Below are 13,293 nucleotides of genomic sequence, written 5' to 3'. Positions count from 1 at the left end.
TTCTCACCTCTACTGCCTCGTTCCTAGAATAATAAAGCCATATCTCTTATTGAAGCCCCCCTTTAGCTTACTAAAGAGACGCTAATATTTTAATTCTTTTGAATAAATAATAGGGGCTTTATGCTTTTCAGATACATCAATTAAACCCACTTTAACTATCTTTCCAAGTATAATACTATGTCTCTTTGAACAAAAATTAAATGCTTCTTTTAGTTTTTCTGGGGATACCTATTTGCAATTGTACAATGTGGTATCCAATTATCAGGTAAGTACAATGAATCTGGATTTTCATGAAAACGTTCAAAATTTTTGTGGTGGTTTGAATGAAACTCAATTAAATTTTTCGTAACAGTAGGAGAATAGAACAATGTACCAGAATTAAGAAAGGAGCCAATTGTATTAAACTTAAAATCAATAACCGACTGCTTTTCATATATTACATCCATTTGTTTGATGAAATCTGTTTTGTTTAAGCTGTCATAACTCGCTAATGTAATATGTGGTTTTCTATCTTTCACTTCATAAGCATAAGACGAAATAGACTTTTCCTTTAATTCCTCCCATAGATTCTTTATCAATTCCTCTGTTCTTTCATCAAATAAAGCAACTAGCCCATACATAAAAAGCCCACCTTTAAATCATGATATTCTTGTTTAACTGGATGCCTCTTTAGTACAATAACTTCAACTAAAAAGAAGCTTATCCTTCTTGGGATAAGTACCTTTAGCTTAAGAACAAGGAAATAATTATATATCCAACTATAATTATAAATGAGTATGGTGCCTCTACACATTGACAACAGCTATTGTCATTATTCTATTGCGTTTTGAGTTTTATGATAATTCAAGTGTTAAAACTGCTAAATCGTTACATACAATAAAAGACCAAACTTTTGTGCAATTTGGTCTGCTGCGGCAACTCTACTTTTATCCAATTGTGAAATTCAAAATAGGCCTGGCATTTAATACAGGCTATAACACTCAAATGCTTGCTTCCTAACAGTTTTCATTCGCAATGTGTAACTTAATCTTACTCAAATTTTTCGTTTTTAATATTATAAAGGGGTTGTTCTTTTTGTGACGAAACATATTTTGTAATCTCTCTTCCTTCTATCATCTTGGTGTCAACCATCCGCTCTTCGATATCCTGCTTGTGTAGCATCTTCTTCATTGAAAAAGCATTCTTCTGCTTTTGTTTGAGTATAATGGGAACTTGTTGTTGTATGATATATCCGTCCATTTGAACCGATGTTCCCTTTAATCTGACCGTTACATTCTCCCTCATCATCAGGGCTAAATGAACGATAAGAATTGTTCCCGTCATGAAAGACATCGGGATGAAAACCATGTTGATGTCCAATATGAGCATATCCCTCTACTTCCCAGATCCCAATCGTTTTGGATTTTGCTTGTAATTCAAGCTCTCGATAACGGTCAACATATTTTGTGTTTGGAGGGTATATATACGCTACTCTAGCCAATCCATTTTTCAAAAGTTCTTCTTGAACAGATATACCGTCAGTCGTATAAACGTACATTAATAAACGACCGTATTTATCACGTTCTGATACATCCTTTTCTAACAGGACGTTGCCGTTTTTTAATAATGATTCCGTAAAAGCTTTTGCTTCTTGGCTTAAAGGTTGCTCCCCGTACCGTGAGTCAGAAATTTCGGGTGTATCAATTAATAGAAATCGAACACTTTCATCGTTCCCGTTCAGTTGCACCTTTATTGTATCACCATCTATAACAGAAATTAGTTTCGCTTCCATATAACCATTTGACTGTTCCTTTACTTGTTCACCGTGATCAACCACTGAACAACCTGATATAAGAAGTATAAATATAATTACGTTTCGTAAATTGTTTTGGCCAATCATTATACCACCATCTTCTACTTATTTCTGTTTCCTTTTTATCAAAAATTCGTTTATATGAATATAATCTTATACGATTTACTTATAAATCATGAATTTTTCCATTATTCTATTAGATATTATTTGCTTATCTTAAGTAAGTTGGTTAATATGTTTTATGTTGTCAATGACAAAGGATGTCCATTGTCATAAATACAATTGCCTAAGGGAATTTTAATACATATTCACTACCTTTACATTTTACAAGAAAAGGATGTTCCATGTTGAAAGTATTATTAATAACACCTAATTTTCATCAAACAAGGGGAAATACGATTACAGTACGTCGAATATCTGAAGGTTTACAATCGTTAGGAATTGAAACAGAAATTATTTCATCGACTGATGAAAATTTAAAACATCGACCTTCTGCTGATATCGTTCATGGCTTCCATGCTTTTCATTTTCGGGAATTTATGAATAAACATAATCTTCATTATGACAAGTACGTCGTAACCTTAACGGGCACCGATTTAAATCAATATTTGTATAACGAAGATACAAAAATGATTGTCCTATCAACTCTTGAAAAGTCAAAAGCGATCCATGTATTTAATGAAGAGGCAAAACAAACATTAATAGATAATGCCCCTACTCTCGGTGAAAAAATTTATGTAATTTCACAAGGTGTTGAACAGAGTACTCCTAGTACATCTCACTTTAAGAAAGATGAAAATTCATTCTTATTCGTTCTCCCGGCTGGAATACGAAAAATTAAAAATGTACCTAGTGCCATTCACATGCTTAAAAAATTACGTAATAGATATCCGATGGTTCGTTTATGGATTATTGGTCCTGTACTAGAAGAAACAGAGGGAAGAAAAGTTAAACAGCTTGTAAACGAAAACTCAGACTGGGTAGAGTATAAAGGAGAAGTGCCCCACGAAGAGATGAGTGAAATATATATACATGCTGACGTCCTGTTAAACACATCAATATCAGAAGGACAGTCTTCCGCTATATTAGAAGGAATGGGACATGGCCTCCCTGTACTTGTCGCCAATAACGATGGGAATCGCAGCATCGTAAAACATCAACAAACAGGACTGGTATATAGTACAGAAAGCGAATTTCTTGATTATGCTCAACAAATCATGAATAATAACAAATTAAGGAATACAATTCGTCAGACAGCTAAAGATTACATAGCTAATCATCATTCCCATACGAATGAGGCTAACATGCTGTTGAAAATGTATAGGGACGCATTGTAGATAAAAAGTGTCTCCTCTCATTTAATTATCGCAAACATAAAAGGAGTGTTATCAATGTCAAAAGAGGAAATTGTAAAATTAACGTCCCTCTCCTCAAAAGGTGGTTGAGGATGCAAAATTGGTCCTGAAGACCTGGCGCAAGTTTTGCGTCATTTACCGAAAATAGCACACGACCCTAATTTACTTGTCGGTTTAGATACATCTGATGATGCTGGGGTCTATAAAATTACAGACGACGTAGCATTGGTTCAAACGTTAGATTTCTTCACTCCTATTGTCGATGATCCATATATGTTTGGACAAATAGCAGCAGCCAATGCACTAAGCGATGTGTATGCAATGGGAGGAAAACCCATTACAGTTATGAATATTGTAGGATTCCCAATTAACACATTAGACAAAAAGATTTTGTCTGATATCTTAGCTGGCGCATCAGACAAAGTGAAAGAATCAGGTGCTGCATTAGTTGGTGGTCACTCAATTGATGATACCGAACCTAAATTCGGCCTTTCTGTAACAGGTACTGTTCACCCAGACAAAGTACGTGCCAATGTTGGGGCAAAGCCCGGAGATAAACTAATCCTAACAAAACCAATTGGGAGTGGAGTACTGACCACCGCAATTAAACGTGATTTATTAGATGAAGAAACATTGAATGAAGTGATGAACGTAATGGCAACATTGAATAAAGATGCAGCCGAAACAATGGAAAATTACAGTATACATGCTTGTACCGATGTAACGGGCTTTGGATTACTAGGTCACACAAGAGAAATTGCTGAAGGAAGTCATGTAGGTGTCACAATTTATAACAACGATGTACCTGTGTTACCTAAGACAAGGTCATTAGCAGAGCAAGATGTAATGCCAGGTGGATCTAAGAAAAATCGTCTTTGGTTATCTGACTGTATAGACTTTAGTGAAAACATTGATGAAATTGATCAACATATTTTATGTGATGCAGTAACGTCTGGCGGATTGCTCATAGCTGTATCAGGAGATGAAGCACAATCTTTACATGAAACACTACAAAACAAAGGTGTTTCGTCAGCCATTATTGGTGAAGTTACGAGTGAAAATCCGGGACGGATTACAGTAAAGTAAAAGGACTCGGTTCGAGTCCTTTTTTAACGGGTATTTTATACTAATCAAAAGTGAGAGGTGAACGATATGAAGAAATTCCTATTCGGCATCGTATTAGCAATGACGCTTGTATTTACTTCTGCATGTGGAAATAATGCTGAAGATGATGCCTTTACAATAGGTGTTATCCCTGCACAAACAAAAGGTTCAATGGAAGATGCGATGAATAAACTTCAAGAAGAACTGTCAGAAGGATTAGAACGTACTGTGAAAGTTGAAATTTATCCTGATTATAATGGTGTTGTCGAGGCTATGAATTATGACAAAATCGATATGGCTTATTTCGGACCTCTTACATATGTAGTCGCTAACCATGAGAGTGGTGCAAAAGCAATCATAACACAACTAGTCGATGGAGAACCTTATTACTATTCATACATGATTACCCATATTGATCAACCTTGGGACTCGTTAGACGAAATGATAAAAGATTCCGGACAAATTGAATTTGCATTTGGTGATATTAATTCTACGTCTGGATCCCTTATACCTGGAATAGAACTAGAAAATCGAGGGGTCTTTCAATCAGAAGAAGAACATGAATTTAAATCCGTTCGTTATACTGGTTCCCATGATGCCACTGCTATTGCTGTACAAAACCAAGGAGTAGATGTAGGTGCAATCGATAGTGCCATTTTTGATGAATTGGTGGCAGATGGTGATATTGACGGGGAGCAGATCAAAGTGATTTGGAAATCCGATAAACTATTCCAATATCCTTGGGCTGTACATAGCGAAACACCTAAAGAAACAATAGAACAGCTCCAAGAAATTTTCTTAAATATTGAGGATGAAGACATTCTAGGGGCGTTTGGAGCCAGTGGATTTACAACTGCAACTGACAACGATTATGAAGCAATTAAACAAGCAGCTGTGAAACAAGGAATTATTAAAGAATAGAGCTGATTTTGAATGTGGTTTAAAAAACGTACCATACTTACTTTTATTCTAATAACGATTTCGGTCTTGATAAGTATGAGGTTAACAGAATTTAACTTAGCAAAATTTCGCGATTTTCAAAATATGGTGGATTTTATAGCTCGTTGGTTTCCAATGGATTTTTCCAAGCTTCACCTTATGGTACGAGATAGTTTAGATACGTTAGCAATGGCATTTTTAGGGAGCTTCCTCGGATTAATCATTGCTGTTCCGGTTAGCTTTTTTGCAGCTAAAAATACATCACATTCCTTTACCTTATTTCATTTTTCTAGATTTTCCTTAAGTTTCGTTCGATCAGTTCCCGAAATTGTAATTGGCCTTATTCTTTTAACAACTTTAGGTCTTGGCCCTTTTCCGGCTGTAATAGCTATTATGATTCACAACATTGGCGTTTTAGGTAAACTAATTTCGGAGCTAATTGAAGCAGCTGACCCTGGACCACAAGAAGCGGTCAAAGCAGTCGGCACTAAAAAATGGTTTGCATACCTTTTTAGTATCTTGCCACAAATTTGGCCAAACGTATTATCTCATTACTTTTATCGATTTGAGGTCGCCATTCGAACTTCTCTTATTTTAGGGTTTATAGGTGGCGGAGGGATTGGTCAACGGTTATTTAATGATTTCAAAACCTTTGACTATCCTTCAGTATCTCTCGATGTATTACTAATTATGATACTCGTCATAGCTGTTGATTTGTTTGGTAGTTATGTGCGAAACAAGATCATTTAATGGGGGCACATAGTAGCAATGTTAAAAGTATCAAATTTAACTGTACGATACCCGGATAGTCGACAAAATGCACTTTCAAATATTAACTTAACCTTCGAAAAAGGGGAATTCGTATGTATTCTTGGTAAAAGCGGCGCCGGTAAGTCTACGTTTATTCGTACTTTAAATGGACTACAAAAACCGAGTAAAGGCGAAGTATACTGGAATCATACCCCCCTTTCTCATTTGACCGAAGAACAGTTACGTGCCGTTCGACGGGAAATGGGGATGATTTTTCAACATTTTAACTTAGTCCCCCGTTTATCAGTTTTACAAAATGTATTAACCGGCTTGTTTGGATATCGTAACTCTTTGAAGAACTTGATCGGTTGGTTTTCTGATGAAGAAATCATAAAGGCAAAGACAGTCATTGCAGATGTAGGGCTATCTGAAGAAATGGACCGGAGAGTAGAATATTTGAGTGGTGGGCAAAAACAAAGAGTCGGAATCGCTCGGGCCATCCTACAACAGCCAAAAGTGTTATTAGGTGATGAGCCGGTTTCAAGTCTTGATCCAGGAACCTCGAATCACATCTTTCAACTACTTCTAAACATGCATGAACAACTCAACTTATGTACGATTATAAATGTGCACGACGTTGGGTTAGCTAAAAAATATGCAACCCGTATTGTTGCGTTTAAAGACGGGAATGTCATTTTTGATGGAAAACCAAAATTGTTTAGCGATGATGCATTTTTTGAAACATACACGACTTAATCAAATTTAAAAAAGGTTGTCATCTAGAGTAGATGACAACCTTCTTTATTAAGAAGTTGCAAATTCTTTTACTTTTTCTTCAGGTGCAAATCCAACTGAACGATTAGCTTCCTCACCGTCTTTTATTAATACCATTGTTGGAATGCTTTGAACTCCAAACTTTTGCGCAAGCTCAGGTGCTTCATCAACATCAACATGGAAAAAATCAACAGATTCCAGCTGCTCGGATACGCTTGAGACCACCGGTCCCAACATTTTACACCCTGGTCACCAATCTGCGCCAAACTCTAGAACAGCTGGTTTCGTCATTGTTTTTGTCAATTCTTCAAATTCTTTACCTGTAATTGATTTTGCCACTGTTACCCCTCCTTGTACCAAGTAAAAATGATTATTGATATGTATCAATAACAAATTATATTTTACTATCTACCATCTAAAAAAACCAATAACTTGCTTAACTTTTCTATATTCTATTCTTTAATTTTCATAGAATGTAATGATATAATTTCTCTAATACTTCTTCCCCATTACATTGCAACCTTTTAGTAACTTCACAGTAATACTTCCCTACATAGATCTAAATCACAAACATAAACATGATTAATAATACTTTTTATGAAGGAGGGATGAGATGGAAAACGTGTTGTTTAGAGAATTTGAAGAGGAATGTAAGCACTGTCATGGAAAAGGGTACACAGAGGTCTATTCGGAAAAGTTTTGGGAAGAAGTTGAACATTTAGACTTGCTATATCCAACTTATGAACAAGCGTTTATTATTGCACTAGATAAGTATCCTGAGGAAGTCGATCAAGAAATATGTACTCAATGTAACGGAAATACGGTAATGCCGAATCAATATGGGCAAGCTATTATTCAAAACAAAGATTTTATCATTGAATTCCTACAAAAATATAAACTCATATAAGCTCGCACCCTTCATACTCTATTCCAACATCATTTATAACCTCAACGAAGAAGGAACACCGCAAAAATCGGTGTTCCCTTACTTTATTAGAACGCTGTCATGCAAATCGGTTTTTGTGTTCCACTAAATAGTGAGGATAATTGCTCTATATAATCTTCGTTAGATAACTTTACTAATCCATATTCATAAAGTTTGTCAAAAGGTACCGCACCAACCGCCATCGAAGAAAAATCACTAACATCCATTGTCATTTCCACTTCCCAATCCGACTGATTTTCTATTACGTATGGGTAACCATTACGAAAATCTACAAAAACAGGGCCATTATTCTTTGATAAGAATGAATCTGTGATTGAAAACTTTATTTTACAGTCTATCGGACCGAAACAAACACCTGATAATTGTTGAAAAAACTTTGACGTATTAATCATTCGATACATGATTCCAACACCAGATGTATTCGTTTCATGGTATATGGGTGGAATAATCTCATTTGTCCCATTTCTAGCGTCAAAGAAGTTATAATGAAAATATTCATCTTGTGTATTGAGATAGATACGGTTTATTTGATCTGCCTGGCTATGGAAAAAAGTAAGAAGTTCTTTGAGTGCTTCTGTATGTAAATATACCATTTCTTTAATATGAATATTATTTATGAGGAAGTTCCCTTCCTTTTCCTTTTGAAACGAAAAGATTGCATAGCCTTCTATTTCGCCATCTTTTTCATAACCGATTACCCTATTTTCACCTTGTTTAAACAATGTGTCAATTTCAAATGGTGTTCTTTCAATCATTCCGTGTTGGTTTTCCATATATTTTTGGTAGCATGATGCGTATTTCTCTTTATCTTTACTTGATAAGTATACTAAGTGATCTTTCACTCTAAAATTTGGAAATTGGGAAGGAATAAGTTTATATTGGTTCATTTTTGTCCCGAAACCAAAACCCATATACTTATAAAAGTCAGGGCGAAAGGGATATAACATAACGATACTAGCTTGTCTTTCATAGTAATATTGTAGAAAATATTCCACCATCTGCTTTGCAATTTTTTCTTTTTTATGTAACAAATCGACTGCGACAAGCCCGAGTCCTCCAGCCTTCATCTTTTTTGAAAAAAGATTGATTGTAAAATCATGCAGCCTTAAGTTTCCGCGTAATTCATTTTCCTCGTAATAACCATATAAATTGACAAACTCATTATTTTCTTGAATATTTTGTAATTTTTCTTCAAGTCTTTGCTTTTCTTCTACTGAATGTACGGAAAAACCTGGATAAGCATTGGAAACAATATTTACAACATCTTTCATTTTCTCAGTTGTGATTTTACTTATTTCTCCCATTGAAATCCCCCCATTGTAAACACTCTTTCTAAATGTAATTGCCAATTTATGGGTAGTTCATGCCTTTCATTACCACCCTTCCTCTACATCTTTTTTCCCTTTTTAAAGTCTAATACCGTATAATTTAACCCTAATTCCCTTATGTCAATAGTAAAGACACCGCCCTATAAAGAGCGGTGTCTGTTTGTGTTATAGTTGTTCAAATGCTTCCGTTAATACGGGTACAATCTGTTTTTTACGGGAAACTACACCCTTTAATACAGCAGTGTTATTGTCAAGTTTCGTATCAAACGCTTTTTCGACAGCTTCCGTTTTTTGCCCTACAGTAACAGCAATAGAATCATTATTCAATATATCGGTTACGGCAAGAAGGAATAGGTTTAAGTTGTTTGCTTCCACCTCTTTGTTCATTGCCTCTTCTAATTCACGTTGACGTGATAATAAGTCATTAGTATCCACTACATTTACTTGAGCAATTTTCACTTTGTTACCAGCCATTGTAAATTCTTTTGCATCTAATGAAATCAGTTCATCCGCAGTTTTACCATTTACATCTGCACCGGCTTTTAACATCTCCAAACCGTAGGATTCTGCGTCTACACCAGCAATTTCAGCCAATTCTTTTGCTGCTTGAACATCTTCATCTGTACAAGTAGGTGATTTAAATAGTAATGAATCGGAAATGATTGCGGATAACATTAAACCTGCAATCTCTTTCTTAATTGTGATGCCATTTTCTTTATACAGTTTATTTAAAATTGTTGCTGTACAACCAACAGGCTCTGCTCGGAAGTACAATGGATCACTCGTTTCGAAGTTTGCCACACGGTGATGATCAATAACTTCTAATATACGAGCATTCTCTATGCCATCTGCACTTTGTTGACGCTCGTTATGGTCAACTAATATGACATCATCGTTTTCTACCTTTTCAATAAGGCGTGGTTTTTCTGCATTAAAGTAATCTAACGCGAATGTTGTTTCACCATTTAATTCACCTAAACGTACTGGTTCCGCATTCACACCTAGTTCATTTTTTAAATCAGCATAAACGATGGCTGACGTAATTGTGTCAGTATCAGGACTTTTATGCCCGAAAATTAATACTTTACCCATAGTTATACACCCCTCAAATGTTCTCTGTTTTATATGTATTTATAAAGGTTATTGAACCTAACAATCATTTTAACATATCCTCATTCTCTCTAGTACTCATAAATATTCATCTATAACAATCTTAGCTATCCTTTTCCTTTATATACGTTTTTCCATCTTTTTGTTCAACTCTATTACTTTTCATCAACTTCCCTAGTGCACGCTTAAACGCTGCTTTACTCATATCGAACATATTATAAATTTCCTCTGGATCACTTTTATCACTGTAAGGCATAACCCCATCATGATGCTTTAAAAATTCAAGAATTGTTTCTGAATCGACATCTATTGCCTCCTGTTTAAGGGGTCTTAAAGAGACATTAAGGGTTCCATCATTTTTTACTTGTATAACTCTACCTTTCACCCATTCGCCTAAACGAGGATCCCGTTTACTTTCAGAATAATGGATAAATCCACGATATCCTTCTTCCGTAACGATAACGGCACCCTCTCGACTAGAACGGATAACTCTTCCACTAATTGGTTGATTCATTAAATCATCAGGAGCGTCTTCAAACTCATCTTCAAATGTACTCTCGGACATCGGAACCGCTAATAGTCTCCCTTTTTTATCGGTATCTAAAATAACATGAAGCACATCCCCAACTTCTGGCCAAGCTTCACGATATAATGGAAGATCGTCCTTTGATACTAGAATAGCTTTCTGAATGCCAATATCCACAAACACACCGAGATCAGAAATAACCTCTACAACCTCGGCCCAATCATACGTATCTATATCTGCTTCGGGAAGAACTTGGGTCGCTACGATTTCTCCTTTTTTATCTTGGTACAAGAAAACTTCTACTTCGTCCCCGTCCTCTAAATTATCAATAGCCTCATTTTTATGTAATAGTACTTCTGCATCATCATTTGTTAACACATAACCTGTATCAATGACGCGCTTAACAGTTAGGGTAGCTTTTGTCCCTACTTGTAAATTATTCATTTTCACTCTCTCCTTAGCTTGTTAGTTTTTCACTTATTCCTGAAAATATATATGGCGATGAAGTCGGCAGCCAGGATTGAAGGCTGTACGACAGCGTTGGCATTTTTCCCCATGTTGTAAATAATCATGAATCGTCATTTCTAACCCACACATTCCGCATAAGATCGCTTTTTCTTGAAACTCGTGAACCTCCCACACTTGAATTGCGTGGTCTGTGTTTTCATTATGACACTTGTAACACGGGTAATATACTTCACAGCATTTAAATTTGATGGCAATCACATCTAATGGTGAATGGTAATGTATACATCTTGTTTCATAATCTATAAGGTTTCCTTTTACCGTAACTCCTTTTATGTTCACAACTGTCACCTGCTTATTTAGATTACTCATTCATAAGGATAAATCATTCATCTTCATCAAATAATATGAAATAACTTTAATTTCAAAGTAGGTTGTGATTATGCGAATCGGATACGCCTGTATTAATACTTCATTGCCAACTAAGTTTAAAACTTGCCGTCTTGCCACCTTTGAAAAAAAAGGACCAGACATTATAAAGGAACTAACTATCAACAACTTACAAAATGTACTCGCTGCTTTAAAGTGGAATGTAGAACATAACATGTATTTTTATCGGATAAGCACAGAGATTGTTCCACTTGGCAGTCACCAGAACATGACTTGGGAGTGGTGGACAGACAAAGATATTTTATCATTAACAAGTACGATTAAACAGTTTAAAGAAAAACATAATATCCGTTTATCTATGCATCCGGGCCAATTTACTGTACTCAGTACGCCACGTGACGATGTATTAGAGCGATCTTTTTTAGACTTAGAATACCATGATAAGGTCTTAAATTTAGTTGGAGGATCGGATATGATCATACACGGAGGTGGACAGTACGGAAACATCGAGTTAGCTAAAGAACGTTTTATTAAACATTACCACATGTTATCAGACAGCATCAAAGAAAAGTTGCGATTGGAAAATGATGACCGTACCTATGCCTTAGAAGACGTAATTAGTATCTACAGGAAATGTGGTATTCCAATCTGCTTTGATATTCATCACTACATCTGTCATAACCGAAATGGAATTTTAGAAAACATGATGGAACACGTATTCGAGTCTTGGAAACCATTTGGAAGACCAAAGGTACATATAAGTTCTGGTAAAACCCATGTAAAAGATAGGAGTCATCATGATTATGTATTTAAACATGATTTTAACCGTTTATTATCCTTAGTTGGGGATCGTGAGGTCGACATTATGGTTGAAGCAAAATTGAAGGAACAAGCTGTTTTAAGAATTCAACATGAAGTATTTTCCCCATCGTAGGGGACCACTTTTTTCCAGTATGCGAACTATCTTTTGTCAAAGGATAAAACTGAGTAATTTCAATCGATGGGACGGTGAAGATATGGTGAAAATGCTCCTCATATTAAAAGCCCTTTTTATCATCCTCCTGTTCACTGGCTGTTCTTCTTCTACAGAACCAGACACGCAACAGGACAGATATCAACGTTTATCAACAGATGAACAGAATCCGCAACCAAATGATGAAACATTAATAGAAGACAATGAAAAAGAATGGTATGAACAGCCTTACGGTGATCTACCTCGGGATGAGGGAGAAGTTGAATTTCAACAGGAATCACAGGAGCGAACCATTCCAGAAGTGGCTGATGAAGAAGATTATGATCAAAGACAAATAATCCAAAAACAGAATGAGGAAATCAGTGAGAATGGTGAAGTGGTTCAAGGAAATATGACATTACCATTTTCAGATTTTAAAGAAAGGTGGAACGCCGTTACCGAGGAACAATTTTCTAACTTATATATTAAAGAACTTCAGCAAGAAGGAAGTGACACTGAAGAACAAGTTTATACGTCGCAATTAATGAGCAACTTATCATTACGTGTTTATGTGTTACAAGATTATATTCAACGAATCGAACTGACAAGTACAGCAAAAACGAACAATGTCAATCAATCTATGCTAATGGGTTGGAGTCAAATCATTAATATTATGCATCCGAATATAGAAATTTACGATGTAGACGCCTTATTTCATGATATAGGAGTTGGCCCTAATGCCGATTTATCAAAGGTAACAGCTAAGGAATTTCAATATTATCACATATTATACAAAATTCAGCCGACCAATAATGGATACCAATTTAGCGTCTCCTATGCCGATATAGAATAACACTTCTTT

At 35.6% G+C, this 13,293-nt stretch carries 15 protein-coding genes; 8 read left to right on the top strand and 7 right to left on the bottom strand.

The window, feature by feature from the left end; all coding sequences use genetic code 11:
* Positions 1 to 209: 209 nt before the first annotated feature.
* Positions 210 to 620 carry a 2'-5' RNA ligase family protein gene (locus tag NLW78_RS05215; RefSeq protein WP_254495924.1) on the bottom strand — a complete coding sequence of 137 codons (411 nt, stop codon included), beginning with the start codon at positions 618 to 620 and terminating at the stop codon, positions 210 to 212.
* A gap of 503 nt (positions 621 to 1,123) precedes the next feature.
* Positions 1,124 to 1,879: a thermonuclease family protein gene (locus NLW78_RS05210; protein WP_254495923.1), complete on the bottom strand. Its 756-nt coding sequence runs from the start codon at positions 1,877 to 1,879 to the stop codon at positions 1,124 to 1,126.
* A 257-nt stretch (positions 1,880 to 2,136) separates the two neighbouring features.
* On the opposite strand from NLW78_RS05210, the gene NLW78_RS05205 reads away from it, so the two are divergent.
* The 5 genes from NLW78_RS05205 (at position 2,137) to phnC (ending at position 6,696) form a co-directional block, all read left to right on the top strand.
* Positions 2,137 to 3,129, top strand: coding sequence for a glycosyltransferase family 4 protein (locus NLW78_RS05205; RefSeq protein WP_254495922.1), 993 nt, complete (start codon positions 2,137 to 2,139; stop codon positions 3,127 to 3,129).
* 54 nt (positions 3,130 to 3,183) lie between these two features.
* The gene (gene selD / locus NLW78_RS05200) at positions 3,184 to 4,233 is read left to right on the top strand and encodes a selenide, water dikinase SelD (RefSeq protein WP_254495921.1); all 1,050 of its coding nucleotides are present in this window, start codon (positions 3,184 to 3,186) and stop codon (positions 4,231 to 4,233) included.
* Positions 4,234 to 4,299: 66 nt separating this feature from the next.
* Complete coding sequence (gene phnD / locus NLW78_RS05195; RefSeq protein WP_254495920.1) at positions 4,300 to 5,172, top strand: phosphate/phosphite/phosphonate ABC transporter substrate-binding protein; 873 nt, start codon at positions 4,300 to 4,302, stop codon at positions 5,170 to 5,172.
* 12 nt (positions 5,173 to 5,184) lie between these two features.
* Complete coding sequence (gene phnE / locus NLW78_RS05190; protein ID WP_302328418.1) at positions 5,185 to 5,940, top strand: phosphonate ABC transporter, permease protein PhnE; 756 nt, start codon at positions 5,185 to 5,187, stop codon at positions 5,938 to 5,940.
* An 18-nt stretch (positions 5,941 to 5,958) separates the two neighbouring features.
* Positions 5,959 to 6,696 carry a phosphonate ABC transporter ATP-binding protein gene (gene phnC / locus NLW78_RS05185; protein ID WP_254495918.1) on the top strand — a complete coding sequence of 246 codons (738 nt, stop codon included), beginning with the start codon at positions 5,959 to 5,961 and terminating at the stop codon, positions 6,694 to 6,696.
* Between the two features lie 48 nt (positions 6,697 to 6,744).
* Here the strand turns inward: phnC and NLW78_RS05180 are convergent, their stop codons facing one another.
* A complete protein-coding gene (locus NLW78_RS05180; protein ID WP_302328417.1) occupies positions 6,745 to 6,948 on the bottom strand; it encodes a thioredoxin family protein in 204 nt (67 codons plus the stop codon).
* A 379-nt stretch (positions 6,949 to 7,327) separates the two neighbouring features.
* Here NLW78_RS05180 and NLW78_RS05175 point away from each other — a divergent pair, with 379 nt between their 5' ends.
* Positions 7,328 to 7,621, top strand: coding sequence for a hypothetical protein (locus tag NLW78_RS05175; protein ID WP_254495917.1), 294 nt, complete (start codon positions 7,328 to 7,330; stop codon positions 7,619 to 7,621).
* Between the two features lie 86 nt (positions 7,622 to 7,707).
* Here the strand turns inward: NLW78_RS05175 and NLW78_RS05170 are convergent, their stop codons facing one another.
* From NLW78_RS05170 to NLW78_RS05155, 4 genes are all read right to left on the bottom strand, one after another.
* On the bottom strand, positions 7,708 to 8,964 hold the full coding sequence (locus NLW78_RS05170; protein ID WP_254495916.1) for a GNAT family N-acetyltransferase: 1,257 nt from the start codon (positions 8,962 to 8,964) through the stop codon (positions 7,708 to 7,710).
* A gap of 189 nt (positions 8,965 to 9,153) precedes the next feature.
* Positions 9,154 to 10,080 carry a manganese-dependent inorganic pyrophosphatase gene (locus NLW78_RS05165; protein WP_254495915.1) on the bottom strand — a complete coding sequence of 309 codons (927 nt, stop codon included), beginning with the start codon at positions 10,078 to 10,080 and terminating at the stop codon, positions 9,154 to 9,156.
* 121 nt (positions 10,081 to 10,201) lie between these two features.
* Positions 10,202 to 11,068: a CvfB family protein gene (locus NLW78_RS05160; RefSeq protein ID WP_254495914.1), complete on the bottom strand. Its 867-nt coding sequence runs from the start codon at positions 11,066 to 11,068 to the stop codon at positions 10,202 to 10,204.
* A 33-nt stretch (positions 11,069 to 11,101) separates the two neighbouring features.
* Positions 11,102 to 11,431 (bottom strand): CHY zinc finger protein, encoded by a 330-nt coding sequence (locus tag NLW78_RS05155; RefSeq protein WP_254495913.1) that lies wholly within the window; start codon positions 11,429 to 11,431, stop codon positions 11,102 to 11,104.
* Between the two features lie 100 nt (positions 11,432 to 11,531).
* Here NLW78_RS05155 and uvsE point away from each other — a divergent pair, with 100 nt between their 5' ends.
* Positions 11,532 to 12,413, top strand: coding sequence for a UV DNA damage repair endonuclease UvsE (uvsE, locus tag NLW78_RS05150; protein ID WP_254495912.1), 882 nt, complete (start codon positions 11,532 to 11,534; stop codon positions 12,411 to 12,413).
* Positions 12,414 to 12,495: 82 nt separating this feature from the next.
* Positions 12,496 to 13,284, top strand: coding sequence for a hypothetical protein (locus tag NLW78_RS05145; protein WP_254495911.1), 789 nt, complete (start codon positions 12,496 to 12,498; stop codon positions 13,282 to 13,284).
* Positions 13,285 to 13,293: the final 9 nt, after the last annotated feature.

Origin of the sequence: Salirhabdus salicampi (assembly GCF_024259515.1) — a bacterium.
Lineage (GTDB): Bacteria > Bacillota > Bacilli > Bacillales > Alkalibacillaceae > Salirhabdus_A > Salirhabdus_A salicampi.
Note: the sequence above shows the minus strand (reverse complement) of the source record. Positions and strands in the feature narration are given on the sequence as shown.